This is a genomic window from Nocardia sp. CY15 (assembly GCF_009829295.1).
GTDB classification, from domain to species: Bacteria; Actinomycetota; Actinomycetes; order Mycobacteriales; family Mycobacteriaceae; genus Nocardia; species Nocardia sputi.
Genome location: NZ_VUOT01000010.1, coordinates 41,118 through 62,403 on the forward strand (window position 1 = coordinate 41,118; position 21,286 = coordinate 62,403).

Here is a 21,286-nt window from a genome sequence, read left to right on the forward strand (position 1 = left end):
CTCTCGACAGAAGCCGATCGCCCCGGAGCCGTATGGGTTCCGGGGGATCGTTGATCAACCACATTCACGCGTGGCACGCTCAGGCTTCTGTTCGCCTGAACTCCCCAGCGTGCAAGTCCACCGTGAACGCCTCCCACCCACCGGTGGTGAAGACGAGCGCGGAACCGGTCGGGTTCTTGGAGCCCCGCACGCCGACGTGGTCTCCGACCAGGAAAGCGACTTCGACGCAATCGGAATGGGTGCCGCTGCAGCTGCTTTTGAACCACTGAACCCCCCAACGAATCAGCACCGAACTGGTTGCAACCATTGGGACGGGGCCAGTAGCGTCGATCTCAGCTTGCAGGGGGCGGAGAAGCCGGTCCGGCCCTCGTCGATGCGGTACGGCACCGGCGGTGAGGAACCGATGACGAGCTGGGGGAAGGTTCTGCGCGGTGCCGCGCTCGCGGTCGGTGCAGTGGTCGTGCTGGCTGGGTGCGGGGACTCCACCGATGGTTCCACAACCACGACGTCAAACGAGGGGACGTCAGCACCCGTCGCTCCGAAGTCGACCGACGCGGACGCTGCGCTGTGGGACCCATGCGACCTTCCGGAATCCGCCGTCTCCGGGACCGGCCTCGACGCGGCCGCCAAGACGAAGGATGTCGCAGGCGTCGATTTCACCGGGTGGAAGGTGTGCAGCTGGCGAGCGACAGCGCGTTGGTACAGCCTTGGTGTCCTTTCCGGAACCCCAACAATGGACGACATCCGGAAACGCTCCGACTTCGAGGCCTTCTCGCCGCTGACGGTGGGCACGCTCCATGCCGTCCAGTTCTTGGATGTCGGCGATGCGCAACGTCTCAATTGCACGGTAGCAGTGGAGGTTCCGCGCGGGACGGTCATGTTCTACGTGACGACTCGCTATTCGGTGGGCAAGCAAGGAGATCCGTGCGTGCAGGCACGTGACCACGCACAAGATCTGGTCGAGTACCTGCCGGGAAGTTGAGGAGGAGCTGTGAACTTCGGCGTGAATCCAGCCGAGTGGCGGGGACTGCTCAACTCAGCCAACGCGGGTGAACTCACTTTGCACCCGGAGATCGGCAAGGGTCTGGACAAGGTCTGCGACGACTACCTCCACAAGCTCGACGGAATCTTGGAGTCGGCCGCATACGTGCGGCGCGTATCCGGATTCGGCACACTTCCGTCAGGTCAGGCACTCGAAGAAAAATTCAGCCTGAAGGCGACCGGAACAGCTCAATCCTTGGACGCCCTCCTCATGCAACACATCGACGCGGTGAAGATCGCGAAAGAAGTTGTCGCCAAAGCCATCGCGAACTTCGTTGAGCTGGACCAGTCCAGAGCTGACCAGTTCACCGGTTTGGACGCCATCCCATGACCTACGAGGAGTACCGCGATCGGATCATCGCCGCGCAGGAGCAGTGGAATCGGGAGCGCGACACGATCTACGACTTCACCAGCCGGTTGGGTTCGTCGTTTGAGGGGGAATACGAGCCGCCGCGGATTCCGGGGCCGGACAACTACGACAGTATGACGTTGGCGCAGATGGTCGATGCCGTGAACGCGATGCGGCCGGGGACGGTGCGGGAGGCGTCCGAGGCGTGGCTGAACATCGGGATGAATCTGACCGGTGCGATTCAGGCGTTCAACGAGCAGTTCGGCCGCACCGTGACCGGCGAGGGCACCAATCCGGGGTGGACGGGGCAATCCGGCAAGGCAGCCGCTGACGCGGTCACGAACTACCGGAACCAGTCGGAGACTCTGGCCGATGCCGCTGCCCTGGTGAGTTTCAAGCTGTCCGAGATGCATACCGGTCTCGAGCAGACGCAGGCGTTGATGCCGCAGGCCACCGAACGCCCAGAACTGACGGGTAAGACATTGCCCCAGGACGGCGTCATGAAGGCGGGCGATTACACCGAGGAGGAAGCCACGCAGGAGGCGCGGCGGATCCTGCGCACGGTGTACGGGCAAGTGGCCACTCAGACCGACCATGGCGTGCCCGTCCTTCCGACAGCTCCGCAGATCGTGGCGGATCCCGAGCCGCAGCCGGGTACGTCATCATCAGCTACATCGAATTCCGCTGGAGTACAGGCAACCTCCGCTTCCGACAGTTCCGAAGCGCAACCGGAGTCCACCGAACAGTCCGACGGCGACCAGCAGCAATCGGCCGAGACCGGCCCGGCCGCCACCACTCCGCACGCGGTCACCCCGGCGGGTGTGGACCAGCCGACGAGCGTGCAGCACACCACCTCGAACCCACCGTCGACCACATCGAACAACACCAATACACCGACTCCGGCCCTCAACACCGCGACCCCGACGGCCCCAGGCAGACCCGGCACGACTCGCCCGAACACTCCCCCGCGTCCCACCACCCCCAGCGCTCCCGGCACGCCGAATACCACCGGCACTCCTGCACCGGGCCGCAATGTCCCGGCCGGTCCGCAGCAGCCGAGTGTGGTTCCGGCCGCCACGGCAACGGGCCACCCGGCGGCTCGAGCCGGCGCGGCAGGCACGTCCGGCATCGCACCGGGTATGGCGGCTCGCGGCAAGGACGACGAGCGGGAGACCTCGGGAGTCAAGGACTACCTGATCAATCAGCACAACGGCGAGGAACTCACCGGTCTGGACTCCTTGCCGAAATCGGTTCCTCCGGTCATCGGTGGAGACAACCCGAATGGCTGACTGGCGATTCACCGGGCAGGAATTCGAGATCCTCTGGGCCGCCTACGGTCGAGACCGCCTGCCCTACCCGCTGCGATTCCGACCGGAAGAGATGGATTTCGCCGACCTGAAGCGTCAACGCGAGGCGGCGGTCGACGCGCTACTCGGCCGATACGCAGTCGACCTGGAACGGGCACTCGACGTATTACTGGAACCGGAGGTCCGCGTCGAGTCCAAAGGGATGGGTGGCCCGGACATGTCGATCGTCTTCCGTTTCCACGGGGCCGTGCGTGGGAGCATCGGCGCCACTCTGGTCCAGCTTCCCGGTACAGCGCCGGACACCGGCGGCGACGTGATCGTGAGTTATTGCGCCGCGCGACGAGTCGCCGCCAAAGCGGTTGCCGCGCTGCCCAAGATGCCGGCGGGCACGCACCCACCGATCGAGGTGCGCCGGGAAGAAGTGAGCGCCGACCGGGAGCGGCCGGTCCGCAAGCCGTATGAGATCGGCATCGTCGCGCAGTTGGACCGGATCTTCAAACGCGAACGCCTCGGCCTCGGTGAGGTCACCGTAGTCGCGGGCTCCGCCGTCGATGCCCGCCCGGGTTTCGGACGCGGGTTCTGGTGGATGGACTACGCCGACGGCCGCTACTACGTCAAGACCGGCGATCCCATCATCGCCAAGCCCCTCGAACCCGCCGCCATGGCAGCCGAGATCAACCGTCTCGCCGTGCTGACCCAGCGCTACTACCGAGAAGACCGCGAACACGACGAATATCTCCGGTCGCAGCAATAAGAACTTTCCGAACAAATCGGGTGTGCGTCACGGCGGAATGTCGACCTTGTCACGACGGCGATCAGGGCGCGGCGAGCCCGAGAAACCCCGCTCGCGCCGGTGCTAACTTCGCGCTGCTCCACCAACGAAACCGATCACCAGGGAGGTTTGGTAGTGGCGAAGTCATCCGTTCGAATCGCCGTGACGGTAGCGGCGGTCGCCACGGGCGCGTTGACCGTGGGACTCGTCGCGCAACCCGCCGCGAGCGAGACGAGTGGCGGCGGGCCGGTCGCGTATCTGGCACAGGATGAAACGCAGGGACCGCCCTCCGACGCGAGTAACGCCGACGAAGGCGAAGGCAAGGGAAAAGGAAAGGGGAAGGGAAAAGGTAAAGGCAAGGGAAAAGGTAAAGGCGAAGGCGGCGAGGGTAAGCCCGCCGCCCGCAGCGACGAAGAACCCGACTCCTCCGGGAACTCCGCGAGCCGCAACCCCATCAACGACGGTTCGTCATAGAGACAGTCGGACCACGAGGTGCAGTCCGACTGGACCCCGGCCCCGGCTGCGGCGTTGTAGAGACGATGCGTGCCGAGCGGCACGTTCGGCGACTAGATCTCGCCGAACGTGCCGCTCGTCGCAGATCAGCGGGGCAGGCGCTCGATGATGGTCGCGTTGGCCGTGCCGCCGCCCTCGCAGATGGTGAGCAGGCCGTAGCGGCCCTCGATCCGCTCGAGCTCGTTGAGCAGCGTCGCGAAAAGCTTTGCGCCGGTGGCTCCCAGGGGGTGCCCGAGGGCGATCGCGCCGCCGTTGACATTGACCTTCTCCGGGTCGGCGCCGGTCTCCTTCAACCAGGCCAGCACCACCGGCGCGAACGCCTCGTTGATCTCGATCACGTCGATGTCGTCGATAGTCAGACCGGTCTTCTCCAGCGCCCACTTGGTCGCCGGAATGGGTGCGGTGAGCATGAAGATCGGGTCAGCTCCGCGCGCGCTCACATGATGGATGCGCGCTCGCGGCGTCAGGCCGTACTCCTCGACCGCCCACTCCGAAGCGAGCAGGGTGGCGCTGGCGCCGTCGGAGATCTGGCTGGCCACGGCGGCGGTCAGCGGGCTGCCCTCGGCCAGCGGCGGCAGCGAAGCCATCTTCTCCAGGCTGGTCTCGCGCGGCCCCTGGTCGATCCAGAAGTCGCCGACCGGCACGATCTCGTTGTCGAAGCGGCCGTTCTTGATCGCGTCGCGGGCCCGGTCGTGGCTGCGCAGCGCCCAGCGCTCCATTTCTTCCCGGCTGATGCCCCACTTCTCGGCGATCAGCTGTGCCGCGCGGAACTGCGTCACCTCGCCGGTGCCGTAGCGGTGGTCCCAGCCTTGGGCTCCGACGAAGGGCGAGTCGAAGCCGTACTCCTTGCCCGCGAGCATGGCGGCGGAGATGGGGATAGCGCTCATGTTCTGCACGCCGCCCGCGACGATCACCTCGGCGGTGCCGCTCATGATGGCCTGCGCGCCGAAATTGATGGCCTGCTGGCTGGATCCACATTGCCGGTCCACCGTGACGCCGGGAACCTCTTCGGGATACCCGGCGGTCAGCCACATGGTGCGACCGATGTTGCCCGCCTGCGGACCGACGTTGTCGACGCAACCGACGATGACATCGTCCACGGCGCCCGGATCGATCGGACTGCGGTCCAAGAGACCGCGCAAGGCGGCCGCGCCCAGATCGGCCGGATGCACGCCCGCCAGCGCGCCGCCGCGCTTGCCGACCGGGGTGCGTACCGCATCGACCACATAGGCGTCCCGCAGCGGGGCATACGGACGGCGAGGCGCGGAAGGTGCTGACATGTAAGGACTCCTACGTGATGCGCCCGGGGACGGTGAGCCCGTCGAGCACGATGGTCAGGTACTGCTTTGCGAGGTTCTCGACGGTGATGGGCCCACCCGGCCGGTACCACCGCACCGCGACCCAGACCGTGTCACGCAGGAACCGGTAGGCCAGTTCGACGTCGAGCTCCGGCCGGAAGCTGCCGTCCTGGACGCCGTTGGTCAGCACCCGGTGCCACAGCTCGCGGAATTCGCGGTTGTAGTCGGCGATGTAGGTGAACCGTTCCGAGGCGCGCAGCCGCTTCGCCTCGGCTTGGTAGATCGCCACCGCCGCGTGCGACCGGTCGAACGACTCGTAGGACGCGAGCACCAGAGCTTCCAAGGTGTCTCGCGAACTCAGGCCGGAGGCGACGATCTCGCGGTAGCGGCCGAACAGGTCGTCCAAGAAGCCGCGCAGGATCTCGTCCACCATCGACTCTTTGGAATCGAAATGGTGATAGAGGCTCCCCGATAGGATTCCGGCCGCGTCGGCGATGTCACGCACTGTGGTGGCGCGTAATCCCCGCTCGGCGAACAGTTCGGCCGCCATGGCGAGCAACTCGCTGCGCCGTGCTGATTTCGAGGCGTCTGGTGCGGTCACACGGCCCATGATACAACCAAGCATTTGCTTGGGTCGAGTCCTCCTGCTCAACGCTCCGAATAGCGCAGCGGCGAGGAAACCGAGAGGTCGGCGAGCAGGCGATCGCAGATGACCACGGGCGAGACGCCAGCCCGCGCCATCCGCGCGACGAGCGCGAGACGACGTTCGCAGCTATCCCACTCCACGGTGAGCTGACCGCGGTCCGGACCGGCGTCCACCGTGGCCATCACCCGCGGCGGGCCGCCCCGCACCGGTTCCTCGCTCAGCTTGAGCACCATGCCGCGCTGCCAGGCGTGGTAGGTGTCCATGTCGGCGCCGATCACCAGCTTGTCGGTGGCGGCACACAGGCCCTGTGCGATCTCGTCGGCGAACGTCACCCGGTCGAAGCGGAATTCCCGGCATTTGGCGATCACCGCGAGCAGGTCGGCGCGCACCTCGCACAGCAGAGCCATCTGACGCTGCCTGCGCCGCTGCTGTTCGGTCTCGGCGCCCTCGGCGCTGAGGCCGATGCGCCGGGCACGCTCGTGGTCACGCGCCAGATCGGCGCGCAGCGCGCCGCGCGGGTCGCGGGCGACCTCCCCCTCATCGACGGCGTGCTGCTCGAGAATGCGCGCGGCGGCCGTCGCGACCGCACGTTCGGAGGTGTGCTCGATGAGCTCGGCACCCAGGGTGAGCGCAGATAGCACGAGGCTGTCCAATCGTCGCCTCGCCAGCACGACGTCGCGCACCAAGTCGAGTTCCAGTTGTTCGCGGGCAGGTGGGCGATCCAGGCCCATAGCCATCGCCCCCTTGGAGAGCGCGGATCCGATCGCATCCAGCATGGCACATCTGCGCGCCCTCCTGCTCGCCCTTTTCCAGCTGATCAGCCGCCCATTTTGTGCGGGACGACCAATGCGAGAAGGCGATCGCAATACGGCGCGCGAGGTCTCCCCCGACGTGCCGGACAAGCGGGTGCTCGACGGTCGCCGGGTGTGCTCGTCCGCCCGCGACGGAGCGGACGAGCTCGGGAGGGGCCTGGCTCAGGCGCGTTGACTACTGATCGAGACCACCTCGCCGGTCAGGTAGGTGGTGTAGTCACTGGCCAGCATGGCGATCGTCGCGGCGACCTCCCACGGCTCGGCCGCGCGGCCGAACGCTTCCCGCTCCGACAGCCGGTCCAGCAGCTCGGTCGAGCTGACCTTGTCCAGGAAAGCGTGCCTGGCGATGCTCGGGGCCACCGCGTTGATCCGGACGCCGAGATCGGCGGCCTCGATCGCACTACACCTGGTCAACGCCATCACGCCCGCCTTGGCCGCGGCGTAGTGCGCCTGGCCGTGCTGCGCGCGCCAGCCCAGCACGCTGGCGTTGTTCACGATCACGCCGCCGTGGCCCGCGTCGCGGAAGTAGCCGAGCGCGGCGCGGGTGCAGCGGAAGGTGCCGTTGAGGGTGATGTCGAGAACTCGCTCCCACTGCTCGTCGGTCATGTCGACCACCGGCGTCTCGCCACCGAGCCCCGCGTTGTTGACCATGATGTCGATCCGGCCGATGGCCTCGACGGCGCCGCGCACCAGCGCGTTCACCTGTTCGGTGCTCTGTACGTCGCAGGCGATCGAGGCGACCCTGCGGTCCGGGAACTCGGCGGCCAGCTCGGTGGCGGTCTCCGCCAGACGCCGCTCGTGCCAGTCGGAGACCACCACGTCCGCACCCTCGGCCAGCAGTCTGCGCGCGGTGGCCGAGCCGATGCCGGTGCCCGCAGCCGCGGTGATCACCGCGGTGCGGCCGGTCAGCAGACCGTGCCCGGGAGCGGGCGTGGGGGCGACCGACAGCGGGCCCGTCACGGACGGGCCTCGCGCGGCAGGCCGAGCACCCGCTCGGCGATGATGTTGCGCTGCACTTCGTTCGAACCTCCGTAGATGGTGTCGGCGCGGGTGAACAGATACAGCCGCTGCCATTCGTCGAGATCGTCCTCGCCCGCCACCAGGCCGCGCGCACCGAGCACGGCCATGGCCAACTCACCCAGGCCGCGATGCCAATTGGCCCAGAGCAGTTTCGCGACCGAGGCCTGGCCCGCGCCGTCGTCGACGCCCGCGCCCTCCATGGTGCGCATGGCGTGTGCGCGCAGCACCCGCAACCCGACCCAGGCCCGGTCGATGCGGTCGGCGATCAGCGGGTCGTCGGCCGCGCCGGTGCGGCGGGCCAAGGCCTCGATGTCGGCCAGCTCCCGGGCGAACCGGATCTGCTGACCCAAGGTGGAGATGCCGCGCTCGAAGGTGAGCGTGCCCATGGCGATGCGCCACCCGTCGCCCGGCTCGCCGACCACCAGGTCGGCGGCGGTGCGGGCGTTGTCGAAGAAGACTTCGTTGAACTCCGAGGTACCGGTCAACTGGATGATCGGGCGTACGTCGACGCCGGACTGCTTCATCGGAACCAGCAGGTAGGACAGGCCCTTGTGCCTGGTGGAACCGCGTTCGGTGCGGGCAACGACGAAGCACCAGTCCGCGACGTGGGCCAGCGAGGTCCAGATCTTCTGCCCGTTGATAGACCACTCGTCGCCGTCCAGGTGCGCGGCGGTGCTGATCGCGGCCAGGTCCGAGCCCGCGCCAGGTTCGGAATAGCCCTGGCACCACAGTTCACCGACCGTGCGGATGCCGGGCAGGAACCGGTCCTTCTGCGCCTCGGTGCCGAAGGCGAGCAGCGTCGGGCCGAGCAGTTCCTCGCCGACGTGCGAAACCCGCGCGGGCGCGTTCGCCTTGGCGTATTCCTCGTGGAAGATCACCTGCTGGCGCACCGTGGCCGCGCGGCCGCCGTACTCCTTCGGCCAGCCCAGGCAGGTCCATCCGGCCGCGGCCAAGTGCCGATCCCAGGCCAGGCGTTCGTCGAACGCCTCGTGTTCACGGCCGGGACCGCCGAGGCCGCGCAGTTCGCGGAATTCGCCGCCGAGGTTCTCCTCCAGCCAATCGCGCACTTCGGCGGCGAATCGCTCGTCCTGCGCAGCGGAAAACCGCCCGTCCGGCGCGGCGGTGTCGGATTCTGAGGTCTGGATCGCACCCACGCCGGTAGGATAACCTACCAAGCACTTGCTTTGTAGAGTCCACGCATAAGTGACTCGCGGACGGTGAGGACAACCGTGACAACCCCTGCACAGACGACACCGATGGCACTGCACCACGCCGCCCGGACCTTCGGCGACGCTCCCGCGATCGCCGACGGCACGGTCCGGCTGGACTGGACGCAGTTGCTCACGGCGGTCCAGGAAGTGGCGCGGGCGCTCATCGCGCGCGGCGTGCGGGCGGGCGACCGCGTGGCCATGTGGGCGCCCAACACCCACCACTGGGTGGTCGCCGCGTTGGCCGCGCACTACGCCGGTGCGGCACTGGTGCCGCTGAACACCCGCTACGTGGCCGAGGAGGCCGCCGACGTGCTCGGGCGCGTGCACGCGAAGGCGCTGTTCATCGCGGGGCCTTTCCTGGGTCGCGAGCGGCTCGCCGAGTTGCGGACCGCGGCCCCCGATCTGGCAATCGACACGGTGGTGGTGATCCCGGTCGAGCCGGGCACGGAGAACACCGATATCGCCGCGCTCGACTGGTCGGAACTCGCGACGGTGGCCGCCCAGGTCACGGTGGCGGAAGCAGAGGAACGCGCCGAGTCGGTCCGCCCGGAGGACCTTTCCGACATCCTGTTCACCTCCGGTACCACCGGCCGCAGCAAGGGCACCCTGGTCGCTCACCGGCAGGCGCTGTCGGTGGTGCGCGCCTGGGCCGAGTGCGCCACCTTGCGCGGGGACGACCGGTACCTGGTGGTGAACCCGTTCTTCCACAACTTCGGTTATAAAGCCGGCATCCTCGCCTGCCTGGTCACCGGCGCCACGATCATCCCGCAGGCCACTTTCGACGTGCCGGAGACGATGCGGCTGATCGGCGCCGAGCAGGTCACCGTGCTGCCCGGTCCGCCGACCATCTACCAGACGATCCTGGATTTCCCGCGGCGCGCCGAATTCGATCTGAGCTCGCTGCGGGTGGCCGTCACCGGCGCGGCGACGGTACCGGTGGTGCTGATCGAGCGGATGCGCTCGGTGTTGGCGTTCGACGTCGTCATCACCGCCTACGGCCTGTCCGAGAGCGCGGGATTCGGCACCATGTGCCGCGTCGACGACGACGCCGCGACCATCGCCAACACCTGCGGCAGGCCGATCGCGGATTTCGAACTGCGCATCGGCGCGGCGGGTGAGGTGCTGCTGCGCGGACCGAACGTGATGCTCGGTTACCTGGACGACCCGGACAGCACCGCGGAGACGATCGACGCCGACGGCTGGCTGCACACCGGCGACATCGGCACGGTCGACGACCGCGGGTACCTGAAGATCACCGACCGGCTCAAGGACATGTACATCTGCGGCGGCTTCAACGTCTACCCCGCCGAGGTCGAACAGGCGCTGGCCCGGCTGGACGGCGTGGCCGAGTCCGCGGTGATCGGCGTGCCCGATACCAGGATGGGTGAGGTGGGCAAGGCATACGTGGTGCGCAAACCCGGCTCGGCACTCACCGAAGAACAGGTGCTCGCCCACGCCGGCACCGTGCTGGCCAATTTCAAGGTGCCGCGGTTCATCGAATTCCGCGACCAGCTGCCCTACAGCGCCGCCGGGAAAGTGCTCAAGCGCCAACTACGTGAGGAGAAGTCGTAATGTCGGAACCGGCAACCCCGGACCAGGGTCCGGCGATCCCGGACGAAGGTTCGGTCGTCACCTACGAGCGGCGCGGTCGCGTCGCGATCGTCACGCTGAACCGGCCGGACTACCGCAACGCGCAGAACTCCGTGATGACCTACGCGCTCGACGCCGCCTTCGAGCGCGCCGTGGAGGATGCCGAGGTCGGCGTGATCGTGCTGGCGGGCAACGGAAAGCACTTCAGCGCCGGGCACGATATCGGCACGCCCGGCCGCGACCACCACGTGCGATACCAGAACAAGGCGGCGCTGTGGTGGGACCACGTGGACCGGGCCGGAGGCGATCAGCGCTTCGCCCGCGAGCTCGAGGTCTACCTCGGTATGTGCAGGCGCTGGCGGGAGATCCCCAAACCGACCATCGCCATGGTGCAGGGCGCGTGCATCGCGGGCGGGCTCATGCTGGCCTGGGTGTGCGATCTGATCATCGCCTCCGATGACGCGTTCTTCTCCGATCCCGTGGTCCGGATGGGCATTCCGGGCGTGGAGTACTTCGCGCACCCGTGGGTGATGGGGCCGCGCGCGGCCAAGGAGTTCCTGTTCACCGGCGACCGGTTCGGCGCGGCGCAGGCCAAGGAATGGGGCATGGTCAACCGGGTCGTTCCGCGCGCCGAACTGGAGACCGAGACCTTGGCGCTGGCCGAGAAGATAGCCGCGATGCCGCAATTCGGTCTCGCGCTGACGAAGAAGGCGGTCAACCAGGCCGAGGACCTGATGGGCATGCGGTCGGGCATGGACTCGGTCTTCGGCCTGCACCACTTCGCGCACGCGCACAACGCCGAAGTCGGCGCCGACTCACTCGGCGGCATGAACGCCAAGTCGATGAAGGCTTCCGCGAGCACCGCAGAACAGAACGGAACGGCGTAGTGGATCTGGATCTCGACCAGGCGAGTCAGGAATTCCAGCGGGAGGTCCGCGATTTCCTGGCCGCCGGCAAACCCTCGAAACCACTGCCTTCCATGGACACGAAGGCGGGCTTCGAGGCGCACCGCTCCTGGGAGCGAACCCTCGCCGACGCGCGGCTCTCTGTGGTCGCCTGGCCGGAGGAGTTCGGCGGGCGCGACGCCACACTGCTGGACTGGGTGCTGTTCGAGCAGGAGTACTACGCGGCGGGCGCGCCGGGGCGGGTCAGCCAGAACGGCATATTCCTGCTGGCGCCGACGCTCTTCGAACACGGCACGCCGGAACAGTTGGAGCGGATCATGCCGCGGATGGCGCGCGGCGACGACATCTGGGCACAGGCGTGGTCGGAGCCGGAAGCGGGCAGCGACCTCGCCGGTATCCGCTCGACGGCGCGGCGCACGCCCGGCGGCTGGTTGCTGAACGGCCAGAAGACGTGGAGTTCGCGCGCCGCCTTCGCGGACTGGGCGTTCGGACTGTTTCGCAGCGACCCCGAGGCCGAGCGGCACAAGGGCCTCACCTACGTCATGTTCCCGCTGACCGCCGATGGCGTGTCGGTGCGCCCGATCCCGCAACTGGACGGCGAACCCGGCTTCGCGGAGATCTTCCTCGACGACGTGTTCGTGCCCGACCGTGACGTGATCGGCGCACCCGGTGAGGGCTGGCGGGTGGCGATGAGCACCTCCAGCAACGAACGCGGCCTCTCGCTGCGCAGTCCCGGCCGGTTCAGCGCCACCGCGCAGCGGCTGATCGATCTGTGGCGCGAGGCCGGCGCGCAGGACAACACCGCGCAGCGCGACGCGGTGGTGGACGCCTGGATCGGCAGCGAGGCCTACCGGCTGCACACGTTCGGCACGGTCACCCGGCTGAACGAGGGCGGCAAGCTGGGCGCGGAATCCTCGATCACCAAGGTGTTCTGGTCCGAGCTGGACATCGCCATGCACGAGACCGCGCTCGAGGTGCTCGGCGCGGCGGCGGAGCGTTCCGGGCCGTGGACCGACGGTTACCTCTTCGCGCTGTCCGGCCCGATCTACGCGGGCACCAACGAGATTCAGCGCAACATCATCGCCGAGCGGCTGCTCGGATTACCGAGAGGAAACAGCCGATGAGATTCGCGCTCAGCCCCGAACAACTCGATTTCGGCGTCAGCCTGCGCAAACTGCTGGAAGCGGGCCGCGCGCCCGCCGCGGTGCGCGCGTGGGCCTCGGGGGACAACGGACCCGGTCGTGCGGTGATCCGGCAGCTGGCCGAGGCCGGGGTGCTCGGCTTGGCCGTCGCCGAGCGGCACGGCGGCATCGGCGCCGAACCGATCGATCTGGTCGTGGCGTTCCAGGAGATCGGCCGGGCGGCCGTGCCGGGACCCCTCGTGGAGACGGCCGCCGCGATCCCGGCCCTGCTGCAAGCGCTTCCGGACCAGAGCCTGGCCGCGCGATGGCTGCCCGGCTTCGCGGAAGGGGCGTCGCTGGGCACCGTCGCCTTCACCTCATCCGGTCACAGCAACGTCGCGCTGGACGCCGACACCGCCGGAGTGGTCCTGCTGGCCGCGGACGACCAACTCGCCACCGGACATCGCGCGGGATCGGTGCGCTCGGTCGATCCCGCGCGCCGACTGTTCACCGTCGCCGCGGACGAGACCGTCGCCGAGGGCGAGCAGGTCCGCGCGGCCGTGGCCGCGGGCTTCGACGCCGGCGCGCTGGCCTGTGCGGCGCAGTTGCTCGGCGCCGGAAAGGCCCTGCTGCACGCGTCGACCGAATACGCCAAGCAGCGCAGGCAGTTCGGCAAGCCGATCGGGGAGTTCCAGGCCGTGAAGCAGAAACTCGCCGACGTGCTGATCGCGTTGGACCTGGCCGAACCGCTGCTCTACCGAGCAGCGCTGACCACGACCGAACCCACTCGCGGGCGGGATGTCTCGGCCGCGGTGATCGCCTGCGGTGAGGCGGCCTATCGCGCCGCCCGCGCCGCCCTCCAGGTGCACGGCGCGATCGGCTACACCGCCGAGTACGACCTCTCGCTGTGGTTGACCAAGGTGACCGCCCTGCGTTCGGCTTGGGGCACGGCCGATCTGCACCGTGCCCGGATCGCCCAGGCGTTGCGCGAGGAGACCGACCGGGATCGCGCCGCGCGAGGCATCGCATGAGCGGCGGATCCCGCGGCCCGCGTACCGGCGCGAGACCGGTGAACCCGAAGGAGGGCGCGGCATGAGCACCGCCGAGCATCAGGAATTCCTCGCCTCGGTCCGGGCGCTGCTGACCAAGCACGCCGGGTCCACCGCGGTGCGCGCGGCGATGGACACCGAACTCGGCTACGACCCGGCTCTGTGGCGGCTGCTGTGCGAGCAGATCGGTGTCGCCGCGCTGGCGATTCCCGAGCAGTACGGCGGCTTCGATGCGAGCCTGGTCGAATCCCTGCTGGTGGTGGGCGAATTGGGCCGCACGCTTGCCGGGGTGCCCATGCTCGGGTCGGCCGTTCTCGGCGGGCAGGCCGTGCTGGCGTCGGGCGACGCCGTGGCATGCGCGCGGCTGCTGCCCGAGGTCGCGGCGGGTACGCGCACGATCGCGGTCTGCTGGGCGGGCGAGCGCGGCTGGGACGAGCCGGGCGTGCACGAGACGGACGGCGCCCTCACCGGGACCGCGCACTACGTGCTCGACGGGATGCCGGCGGACACCCTCGTGGTCGTCACCTCGACCGGCCTCTTCGAGGTCGAGCCCACCGCCCCGGGCGTCACCCGGCGCCACGCGCCCACGATGGACCCCACCCGCAAACTGGCCGAGATCTCCTTCGCGGGCGCGCCCGCGCGGCGGCTCGGCTCGGGCGATCCGGCCGTGGCCGTCGCCCGGCTGCGCGACATCGCCTGGGCCGCACTGGCCGCTGAACAGGTCGGCGCCGCGGACCGCTGCCTCGAGATGACGGTGGACTACGCCAAGTCTCGCGTGCAGTTCGGCCGGGCGATCGGCAGCTTCCAGGCCCTCAAGCACCGCATGGCGGACATGTACGTGCTGCTGGAGTCGGCCAGGTCCGCCTCCCTGGCGGCCACCGCGGCGGTGGCGGCGAACAGTCCGGCGGCAGCCGAAGACGTTTGGGCCGCCCGCGTGCACTGCTCGGAGGCGCTCACCGCCATCGCGGGCGAGACCATCCAGTTGCACGGTGGCATCGCGATCACCTGGGAACACGACGCGCACCTGTTCTTCAAGCGCGCCCACGGGGACGCACAGTTGTTCGGCACGCCGCACCGGCCGGTGACGCAGCCGGCTCGAGCCGAGGGCAGCGGCGCATCGATCGGGCCGACGGTGCGCCTGTCCTGACAGGCTGTCGGCGCTGGGCGCTATGAACTAAGATGTGATACGCGCCACAGTCGCCTATCGGGGGGCGCGTGTTTACAAGTGGCACCGCGGGTCGGGATCGGTGCCGTCGCGAGTCGGGGATACCGGCTCGTCTTCCAACGAGTCGTCGGGGCCCACCAGCCGGGAGGATGCCATGACGCGAACAGTGAATTCCGATCTCGAGGCATTACGGTCCACCATGGACGGGCCGGTCTACGGCCCAGCGGACGCCGGATACGACCGAGCCCGCGCCGTCTGGAACGCGGACATCGACCGGCATCCCGCGGTGATAGCCCAATGCCTGTCCTCCCGTGACGTCGCCGCGGCGTTGGCCTTCGGCAGGGACCGGATGCTGGAGGTATCCGTGCGCGGCGGCGGGCATGCCTACAGCGGGACCGCGGTCGGTGACGGCGGCCTGATGATCAACCTCAGCGCACTGAAGGGCGTCGTGGTGGACCCGGAGGCCGAGCGGGCCCGGGTCGGCGGCGGCGCGACGATGGCGGACATGGACGCCGCGACCCAGGCGCACGGGCTGGCGGTGACCGGCGGGGTGATCAGCGACACCGGAGTCGGCGGCCTCACCCTCGGCGGCGGCATGGGCTGGCTGACCCGCATGGCCGGGCTGGCGGCCGACAACGTCGTCTCGGCGCAGGTGGTCCTCGCCGACGGCCAGGTGGTGCGGGCGTCCGAGAGCGAGAATCCCGACCTGTTCTGGGCCTTGCGCGGTGGTGGCGGCAATTTCGGAGTGGTCACCGAATTCGAGTACCGCCTGCATCACGTCGGGCCGGAGGTACACCTCGGCCTGTTCTTCTGGGACATGCCGGACGGCACCGACGCATTGCGCCTCATCCGCGAGTTCATCCCCACGTTGCCGCGCCGGTCGGGGGCGCTTTTGGCGCTGGAGATGTCGGCGCCGCCGGCGCCTTTCGTTCCGGAGCGGTACCACGGCCGACCGGGTCATGCCTTGATCGTCGTCGGCTTCGGCACAGCAGAGGAGCACGTCGCCGCGGTGGCGCCGATCCGGGAGGCACTGCCGCCGCTGTTCGAACTCATGACCCCGATCCCGTATGCCGCTTTGCAGCAGATGCTCGACGTCGCGGCGCCGTGGGGTGCCCACGGCTACGAAAAGGCGCTCGACCTCGATGATTTCTCCAACGAGGTCATAGCGGTCCTCACCGAGAACGCCCCCAAGAAGACCGCCCCGCTGTCGTTCATGCCGATCTTTCCGCTCGGCGGCGCGTTCAGCTCGGTCGGTGCGGACGACACGGCGTTCGGCGGCGCGCGCACCCCGCATTATGGGTGCAATATCACCGCGATCGCTCCCGACACCGAGACGCTCGCCGTCGACCGGGAATGGGTGCGCACGACATGGGAGGCGTTGAGCCCCTTGGCTTCCAATCGCGGCGGGTATGTGAACTTCATGGCGGCCGGGAACCGCGACCGAGTTCGCGAATCCTACGGAGACGCCAAATACGCGAAGCTGGCCCGCATCAAGGCCCACTACGACCCAGGCAACGTCTTCCACCGAAACGCCAACATCACCCCGGGCTGACCCCGCGAGCGGGCTGCCGTATCCACCGGTGACTCGCCGCCCGTCGACTGCCGTGCCCACGGTCGGCCATCAAGACCTCGTCCAGACGGCTCGAGAAGCCGCCGGAGCGTTCCCGCGCGAGCCGCTTCGAGATCGAGTCCGTGGCCGACCTCACCACCGATAGATAGTTAGCCTATGTAATAATATTCCTGTGCAGCCGGCTTCGGTGAATACAGCGGATGACATCGTCGTCGACCTTCTCGTCACCGCGGGCAGGCTCACTCGGCTGGCCGGGGTGGTCAGCGGCGACGAGCTGCCGCGGGCCGTGTTGCGGGCACTGGCGGTGCTCGACGAACACGGCGCGCTGCGGGTCAGCGAATTCGCCAGGATCGACCGATGTTCACAGCCGGCGGCAACGGCGCTGATCGGCAAGCTGGTCGCGGAAGGCTTCGCGACCCGGCGTAAGGACCCGGAGGACTTCCGGGCCGTCATCGTCGAACTCGCCCCGGCCGGGCGGACCCGGCTGGCCGAGTTCCGCCGAGCATTCGCCACCGCGATCGGCGGACACCTTCCCGGCTTCGACGACGAACGCCTGATGCGGCTGGACACCGAATTGCACGACCTGCTGGAGGCCCTGAAACAGGCTGCGCGACAGCACGATCCGATCTCGAGGGAACATCGATGAGTACTGTGGCTCCCACCCGCGCCCCGGTCGCGGACAACACCAAGCAACCGAAGGCCGTCTGGGCGGTCGCGTTCGCGAGCGTGATCGCGTTCATGGGCATCGGCCTGGTCGATCCCATTCTCAAACCGATCGGCGAGCAGCTGCGCGCTTCCCCTTCCCAGGTGTCGTTGCTGTTCACCAGCTACATGCTGGTGACGGGTTTGGCCATGCTGGTCACCGGTGTGGTGTCCAGCCGCTTCGGCGCCAAGAAGACACTGCTGGCCGGATTGACGATCATCATCGTGTTCGCGGCGCTGGCCGGCCTGTCGGACACGGTGGCGCAGATCGTCGGGTTCCGCGCGGGCTGGGGCCTGGGCAACGCGCTGTTCATCGCCACCGCGCTGGCCACCATCGTCGGTGCGGCGAGCGGCGGCGTGGCACGCGCGATCATCCTGTACGAGGCGGCGCTGGGCATCGGCATCGCCACCGGTCCGCTGGTCGGCGGCATGCTCGGCGGGATCAGCTGGCGCGGGCCGTTCTTCGGCGTCTCGGCGCTGATGGCCGTCGCGCTGATCAGCATCGTCGTGCTGCTGCCGGAAGGACCCAGACCCACGCACCGCACCTCGATCGCCGCGCCGTTCCGCGCGCTACGCCACCGCGGGCTGCTGGTCGTGAGCGTCACCGCCCTGCTGTACAACTTCGGCTTCTTCACCGTGCTCGCCTACACCCCCTTCCCCCTGGACATGGGCACCTACGCGATCGGGTTCATCTTCTGCGGCTGGGGTGTGCTGCTGGCGATCGCGTCGGTGTTCCTGGCTCCCCGGTTGCAGCGCCGATTCGGTTCGCTGCCGATGATGGGTCTCGCACTGGGATTGTTCGCGGCGGATCTGGCGGTGATGGCGGTCTTCGCCGAGCACAAGCCGGTGCTGATCGCCGGAACGGTGCTCGCGGGCCTTTTCCTCGGCGTGAACAACACGCTGATCACCGAGGCCGTGATGATCTCGGCGCCGGTGGAGCGTTCCACCGCGTCGGCGGCTTACAGCTTCGTCCGCTTCGCGGGCGGCGCGTCGGCTCCCTATCTCGCGGGCAAGCTGGGCGAGCACAGCGTCGCGCTGCCGTTCTGGGTCGGCGCGGCGTGCACGGCGGCGGCGGTGGCCGTGCTCCTGGCCGGACGGGCGGCTCTCGCCCATATCGACGACCACGACCCCGCACCGCACAGCGTCGAGGAAGCGCGGGCCATCACCGTCGGCGACTGAGCCGAAGCCTGGTCGAAGGCCCTGGCGCGGGCCGCTGCGAGGAGTACGGTCGACAGATATGACCGAAGCGAACCGGGGCCGCGTCAGGGTCGAGACCAGCCAGAAGCGTGTGCGCGTCTATCTGGGCGGGCACTTGGTGGCCGACAGCGTGCGGCCGGTGCTGGTGTGGGAGAACCCGCACTATCCGACCTATTATCTCCCGGTCACGGATCTGCGCGCGAAGCTCGAGCCGAGCGAAGCCACCGCGCACTCTCCCAGCCGCGGTGACGCGACCGTCTACGACGTCATGGTCGACGGCACGACGGCCGGCGGGGCGGCGCTGCGGTACCACGACTCACCGCTCACCGCGTTGCGGGACCTCGTCCGGCTGGAGTGGGGCGCGATGGACGAGTGGTTCGAGGAAGACGAACCGATCTACGTCCATCCGCGCGACCCGTACTCGCGCGTGGACATCCTGGCCAGCTCCCGGCACGTGCGGGTGGAGATCGACGGCGTCACCGTCGCCGACTCACGCGCGCCGCGCATCCTTTTCGAAACCGGATTGCCCGCCCGGTATTACCTGCCGATGACCGACGTCCGCATGGAGTTGCTGTACCCGTCGGCCACCCACACCAGCTGCCCGTACAAGGGCACCGCCGACTACTGGACCGTCCGCGTCGAAGGCAAGGAATATCCCGATTACGTGTGGGGCTATCGCACGCCGCTCCCGGAGAGCCAGAAAGTCGCCGGGCTGGTCTGCTTCTACAACGAGAAGGTCGACATCTACGTGGACGGTGAACTCCAGCAGCGGCCCCGCTCGCCGTTCAGCTGAGCTCAGCGATACCCGGCGAGCCCGTCCCCCCCGTTCGGCGGCATCGCCGTCACGGTGGCCATCCAAAGCTTGCTCCCCTCGCGGTGGCCGCCGCTCTATCCGATTCCGAGCGCGGCTGATCGACGCCGGACATCGGGTTCCGGCCGCGATCAGACCGCGACCAGGGGCGTGCTGTCGGACGCTCGGCGGTACTGGCCCGGCGCGAGGCCGTATTCGCGTTTGAAGGCCTTCGCGAAGGCGAATTCCGAGGCGTAGCCGACCCGGCGGGCCACGGCGCCGAGGCTGCTGTCGGTGTCGCGGAGCAGACGGGCTGCGGTCAGCATGCGCCAGCGAGTGACATAGGCCAGGGGCGGTTCACCGACCGTCGCGGTGAAGCGGCGAGCGAGGGTCGCGCGGGAGACACCGGCGACGTCGCTGAGGTCGGAAACGGTCCATGCCCGCGCGGGCTCCTCGTGCACGGCCCGCAGCACCGTCGCGACCGCGGGGTCGGCGAAAGCCCCTGCCCAGCCGGAGGATTGCACGTCGGCCTGCTCATCGAACCAGGCGCGCAGGATGAACAGCAGCAACGTCTCCAGTATCGCGGGCACGGCCGCGTCGCTGCCCGGGCGCGGCTCGGCGATCTCGGCGGCCAGCAGATCGACGGCGCCGCGCAGCGCGGGATGCCGTCCGGGACGCGCGGGCAGGTGGATGAATTCGGGCAACTCGTCGAGGATCGGGTGGCTGCGGCTGCGTCCGAGTTCGTAGGCGCCGCACAGCAGCGCGGCCCGGACGCCCGGCCCCACGACCTCCCGGGGCTCGCCGGGTTGCGCCATCTCGGTGACCGCGCTGTCCAGGCTGTCGACCAGATCGTGGTCGGCGCCGCGCGGCATGAACAACACGTCCCCTACGCCGAGCGCCATGGGTTCGCCCTCCGGCGGCACCGCCCAGCACGAGCCCTGCAGGACGACGTGGAAACCCGCGCCGGGCACCACGGGATACCTACGACCCCACGGAGCATGCCGGATGAACAGACCGGAGGTGGGGCTGCCGGTGCGGATGGCCGCGATGGTTTCGCTGAGGATGTCCACCAGTTCACCGTAGCACTCTAACGATGAGCGTTTTGGACAAACGGTCGAGCTTCTTCGGCATTGTTCCGCTCAAATATGGGCAATAGATTTCTTCGCATGACAACGAAAGAAGCCTCCCCCGCCATCGCCGTCTACGGTGCCACCGGCCACACCGGTCGCTACCTGCTCGCCGAACTGCGCCGCCGCGGACTCACCCCGATCCTGGTCGGCCGCGACGCCGACCGCATCCGGGCCGCCGCCACCGCCGCACAACTGCCGGACGCCGACGTACGAGTGGCGGACCTGAGCGACCACGCGGCCCTCGTCACCGCGTTCACCGACGCGAACGTGGTGATCAGCAGCCTGCCCGCCTACGTGGAGCACGGCGCGGCGGTACTCGCCGCGGCGATCGAGGCGGACGCGCACTACACCGACATGTCCGGCGAGCAACTGTTCCTGAAGCGGGTCTTCGACGAGTTCGGGCCGCGCGCCGCGGCGGCGGGCGTCACCCTGGTCGCCGGCGTCACCGACAGCAACGTCCCTGGCGACCTGCTCGCTCATCTCAGCACGCGCCGGGTGACCGGGCCTGCCGAGGTGGTGCTGAGCCACCTGAGCAAGAGCGGTGGCCACGGTTCCAAAGGCAGCGCCAAGACTGTGTTCGCCAGCCTGGACTGGTTCCGCAGCGGTGGCTGGCACTACGCCGACGGTGAGCTGCGTACCGGTACCACGGCACGCCACGACAAGATGACCTTCCCCGGTGACACCGAGCCGACCACCGTCGCGAAATTTCCGCAGCCACCGGTCCTCACCATCCCCCGCCACTCGGATGTCTCCTACGTCGAAGGCGTCCTCGCCACATCGATCCTCGAGATGCTCAGCGAGTTCACCGCCGAGGTCATCGACGCGCTGCCCGACGAGCCCAGCTCGGATCTGCGCTACGACCTCGTCGTCGACACGTCCGGCACGGACGGGCGGCGGGTCCGCGGCGTGCTCAGTGGTGTCGACTCCTACCGCGATTCGGCGCTGATGGCAGCGCAGACCGCCGTCCGGCTGGCCGAGGGCGCCGCAGCACCAGGCGCGCTCGCACCCGCCGAAGTGTTCGATGCCGCCGATTTCCTCGATGCGCTGGCGCCGTTCGGAATCACCTGGCGTATCGAGGAGGGCTGAGCAGCGGCGGAC

At 68.6% G+C, this 21,286-nt stretch carries 23 protein-coding genes; 16 read left to right on the forward strand and 7 right to left on the reverse strand.

Annotation, left to right across the window (positions count from 1 at the left end):
• Positions 1 to 79 precede the first annotated feature (79 nt).
• Positions 80 to 307 carry a DUF397 domain-containing protein gene (locus tag GVY39_RS14445; protein WP_159924725.1) on the reverse strand — a complete coding sequence of 76 codons (228 nt, stop codon included), beginning with the start codon at positions 305 to 307 and terminating at the stop codon, positions 80 to 82.
• Between GVY39_RS14445 and GVY39_RS14450 the strand changes: the two genes are divergently transcribed.
• The 5 genes from GVY39_RS14450 to GVY39_RS14470 all read left to right on the forward strand — a co-directional run bounded on the left by GVY39_RS14450 (position 197) and on the right by GVY39_RS14470 (position 3,943).
• Positions 197 to 982: a DUF3558 domain-containing protein gene (locus GVY39_RS14450; RefSeq protein ID WP_236565462.1), complete on the forward strand. Its 786-nt coding sequence runs from the start codon at positions 197 to 199 to the stop codon at positions 980 to 982. The genes GVY39_RS14445 and GVY39_RS14450 overlap by 111 nt on opposite strands.
• 9 nt (positions 983 to 991) lie before the next feature.
• Positions 992 to 1,372 carry a hypothetical protein gene (locus tag GVY39_RS14455; protein ID WP_159924721.1) on the forward strand — a complete coding sequence of 127 codons (381 nt, stop codon included), beginning with the start codon at positions 992 to 994 and terminating at the stop codon, positions 1,370 to 1,372.
• A complete protein-coding gene (locus GVY39_RS14460; protein ID WP_159924719.1) occupies positions 1,369 to 2,679 on the forward strand; it encodes a hypothetical protein in 1,311 nt (436 codons plus the stop codon). Before GVY39_RS14455 ends, GVY39_RS14460 begins: the two co-directional genes overlap by 4 nt.
• Positions 2,672 to 3,451, forward strand: a complete 780-nt coding sequence (locus tag GVY39_RS14465) for an ESX secretion-associated protein EspG (protein WP_159924717.1) — start codon at positions 2,672 to 2,674, stop codon at positions 3,449 to 3,451. The genes GVY39_RS14460 and GVY39_RS14465 overlap by 8 nt, the downstream gene beginning before the upstream one ends.
• 153 nt (positions 3,452 to 3,604) lie before the next feature.
• Positions 3,605 to 3,943, forward strand: a complete 339-nt coding sequence (locus GVY39_RS14470) for a hypothetical protein (protein ID WP_159924715.1) — start codon at positions 3,605 to 3,607, stop codon at positions 3,941 to 3,943.
• A 125-nt stretch (positions 3,944 to 4,068) separates the two neighbouring features.
• Here the strand turns inward: GVY39_RS14470 and GVY39_RS14475 are convergent, their stop codons facing one another.
• From GVY39_RS14475 to GVY39_RS14485, 3 genes are read right to left on the reverse strand one after another with little or no spacing between them, the layout of a single operon-like run.
• Positions 4,069 to 5,223, reverse strand: a complete 1,155-nt coding sequence (locus tag GVY39_RS14475; RefSeq protein WP_159924841.1) for an acetyl-CoA C-acetyltransferase — start codon at positions 5,221 to 5,223, stop codon at positions 4,069 to 4,071.
• A gap of 49 nt (positions 5,224 to 5,272) precedes the next feature.
• Positions 5,273 to 5,890 (reverse strand): TetR/AcrR family transcriptional regulator, encoded by a 618-nt coding sequence (locus tag GVY39_RS14480; protein WP_159924713.1) that lies wholly within the window; start codon positions 5,888 to 5,890, stop codon positions 5,273 to 5,275.
• Between the two features lie 38 nt (positions 5,891 to 5,928).
• A complete protein-coding gene (locus tag GVY39_RS14485) occupies positions 5,929 to 6,702 on the reverse strand; it encodes a hypothetical protein (protein ID WP_236565461.1) in 774 nt (257 codons plus the stop codon).
• Between GVY39_RS14485 and GVY39_RS14490 the strand changes: the two genes are divergently transcribed.
• Entirely contained in the window at positions 6,701 to 6,913 is a 213-nt protein-coding gene (locus GVY39_RS14490; protein ID WP_159924711.1) for a hypothetical protein, read from the forward strand. The genes GVY39_RS14485 and GVY39_RS14490 overlap by 2 nt on opposite strands.
• Here the strand turns inward: GVY39_RS14490 and GVY39_RS14495 are convergent.
• Together GVY39_RS14495 and GVY39_RS14500 are read right to left on the reverse strand one after the other, a co-directional pair.
• Entirely contained in the window at positions 6,901 to 7,698 is a 798-nt protein-coding gene (locus GVY39_RS14495) for an SDR family oxidoreductase (RefSeq protein WP_159924709.1), read from the reverse strand. The genes GVY39_RS14490 and GVY39_RS14495 overlap by 13 nt on opposite strands.
• Positions 7,695 to 8,912, reverse strand: coding sequence for an acyl-CoA dehydrogenase family protein (locus GVY39_RS14500; RefSeq protein ID WP_159924707.1), 1,218 nt, complete (start codon positions 8,910 to 8,912; stop codon positions 7,695 to 7,697). The genes GVY39_RS14495 and GVY39_RS14500 overlap by 4 nt, the downstream gene beginning before the upstream one ends.
• Before the next feature lie 75 nt (positions 8,913 to 8,987).
• Between GVY39_RS14500 and GVY39_RS14505 the strand changes: the two genes are divergently transcribed.
• The 9 genes from GVY39_RS14505 (at position 8,988) to GVY39_RS14545 (ending at position 19,061) form a co-directional block, all read left to right on the forward strand.
• Positions 8,988 to 10,541, forward strand: coding sequence for a FadD3 family acyl-CoA ligase (locus tag GVY39_RS14505; RefSeq protein WP_304654136.1), 1,554 nt, complete (start codon positions 8,988 to 8,990; stop codon positions 10,539 to 10,541).
• Positions 10,541 to 11,446, forward strand: coding sequence for an enoyl-CoA hydratase (locus GVY39_RS14510; protein ID WP_159924705.1), 906 nt, complete (start codon positions 10,541 to 10,543; stop codon positions 11,444 to 11,446). The genes GVY39_RS14505 and GVY39_RS14510 overlap by 1 nt, the downstream gene beginning before the upstream one ends.
• Entirely contained in the window at positions 11,446 to 12,588 is a 1,143-nt protein-coding gene (locus GVY39_RS14515; protein WP_159924703.1) for an acyl-CoA dehydrogenase family protein, read from the forward strand. The genes GVY39_RS14510 and GVY39_RS14515 overlap by 1 nt, the downstream gene beginning before the upstream one ends.
• Complete coding sequence (locus GVY39_RS14520) at positions 12,585 to 13,616, forward strand: acyl-CoA dehydrogenase family protein (protein ID WP_159924701.1); 1,032 nt, start codon at positions 12,585 to 12,587, stop codon at positions 13,614 to 13,616. Before GVY39_RS14515 ends, GVY39_RS14520 begins: the two co-directional genes overlap by 4 nt.
• 61 nt (positions 13,617 to 13,677) lie before the next feature.
• Complete coding sequence (locus tag GVY39_RS14525; protein WP_159924699.1) at positions 13,678 to 14,781, forward strand: acyl-CoA dehydrogenase family protein; 1,104 nt, start codon at positions 13,678 to 13,680, stop codon at positions 14,779 to 14,781.
• 172 nt (positions 14,782 to 14,953) lie between these two features.
• Positions 14,954 to 16,351, forward strand: coding sequence for an FAD-binding oxidoreductase (locus GVY39_RS14530; RefSeq protein ID WP_159924697.1), 1,398 nt, complete (start codon positions 14,954 to 14,956; stop codon positions 16,349 to 16,351).
• A gap of 205 nt (positions 16,352 to 16,556) precedes the next feature.
• Positions 16,557 to 17,015 carry a MarR family winged helix-turn-helix transcriptional regulator gene (locus GVY39_RS14535; RefSeq protein ID WP_236565460.1) on the forward strand — a complete coding sequence of 153 codons (459 nt, stop codon included), beginning with the start codon at positions 16,557 to 16,559 and terminating at the stop codon, positions 17,013 to 17,015.
• Complete coding sequence (locus GVY39_RS14540) at positions 17,012 to 18,250, forward strand: MFS transporter (protein WP_159924693.1); 1,239 nt, start codon at positions 17,012 to 17,014, stop codon at positions 18,248 to 18,250. Before GVY39_RS14535 ends, GVY39_RS14540 begins: the two co-directional genes overlap by 4 nt.
• A 58-nt stretch (positions 18,251 to 18,308) precedes the next feature.
• Positions 18,309 to 19,061 (forward strand): DUF427 domain-containing protein, encoded by a 753-nt coding sequence (locus GVY39_RS14545; RefSeq protein ID WP_159924692.1) that lies wholly within the window; start codon positions 18,309 to 18,311, stop codon positions 19,059 to 19,061.
• A 149-nt stretch (positions 19,062 to 19,210) separates the two neighbouring features.
• On the opposite strand, the gene GVY39_RS14550 is transcribed toward GVY39_RS14545, so the two are convergent.
• A complete protein-coding gene (locus GVY39_RS14550; protein ID WP_159924690.1) occupies positions 19,211 to 20,128 on the reverse strand; it encodes an AraC family transcriptional regulator in 918 nt (305 codons plus the stop codon).
• A 96-nt stretch (positions 20,129 to 20,224) separates the two neighbouring features.
• Here GVY39_RS14550 and GVY39_RS14555 point away from each other — a divergent pair, with 96 nt between their 5' ends.
• Entirely contained in the window at positions 20,225 to 21,274 is a 1,050-nt protein-coding gene (locus GVY39_RS14555; protein WP_159924688.1) for a saccharopine dehydrogenase NADP-binding domain-containing protein, read from the forward strand.
• Positions 21,275 to 21,286 lie beyond the last annotated feature (12 nt).

Coding starts and splice junctions, on each gene's coding strand:
- GVY39_RS14555 (WP_159924688.1), top strand. CDS start 20,225: ATGACAACGAAAGAAGCCTCCCCCGCCATCGCCGTCTACGGTGCCACC.
- GVY39_RS14480 (WP_159924713.1), bottom strand. CDS start 5,890: ATGGGCCGTGTGACCGCACCAGACGCCTCGAAATCAGCACGGCGCAGC.
- GVY39_RS14445 (WP_159924725.1), bottom strand. CDS start 307: ATGGTTGCAACCAGTTCGGTGCTGATTCGTTGGGGGGTTCAGTGGTTC.
- GVY39_RS14460 (WP_159924719.1), top strand. CDS start 1,369: ATGACCTACGAGGAGTACCGCGATCGGATCATCGCCGCGCAGGAGCAG.
- GVY39_RS14490 (WP_159924711.1), top strand. CDS start 6,701: ATGGCACATCTGCGCGCCCTCCTGCTCGCCCTTTTCCAGCTGATCAGC.
- GVY39_RS14540 (WP_159924693.1), top strand. CDS start 17,012: ATGAGTACTGTGGCTCCCACCCGCGCCCCGGTCGCGGACAACACCAAG.
- GVY39_RS14525 (WP_159924699.1), top strand. CDS start 13,678: ATGAGCACCGCCGAGCATCAGGAATTCCTCGCCTCGGTCCGGGCGCTG.
- GVY39_RS14520 (WP_159924701.1), top strand. CDS start 12,585: ATGAGATTCGCGCTCAGCCCCGAACAACTCGATTTCGGCGTCAGCCTG.
- GVY39_RS14530 (WP_159924697.1), top strand. CDS start 14,954: ATGACGCGAACAGTGAATTCCGATCTCGAGGCATTACGGTCCACCATG.
- GVY39_RS14465 (WP_159924717.1), top strand. CDS start 2,672: ATGGCTGACTGGCGATTCACCGGGCAGGAATTCGAGATCCTCTGGGCC.
- GVY39_RS14510 (WP_159924705.1), top strand. CDS start 10,541: ATGTCGGAACCGGCAACCCCGGACCAGGGTCCGGCGATCCCGGACGAA.
- GVY39_RS14485 (WP_236565461.1), bottom strand. CDS start 6,702: ATGCTGGATGCGATCGGATCCGCGCTCTCCAAGGGGGCGATGGCTATG.
- GVY39_RS14545 (WP_159924692.1), top strand. CDS start 18,309: ATGACCGAAGCGAACCGGGGCCGCGTCAGGGTCGAGACCAGCCAGAAG.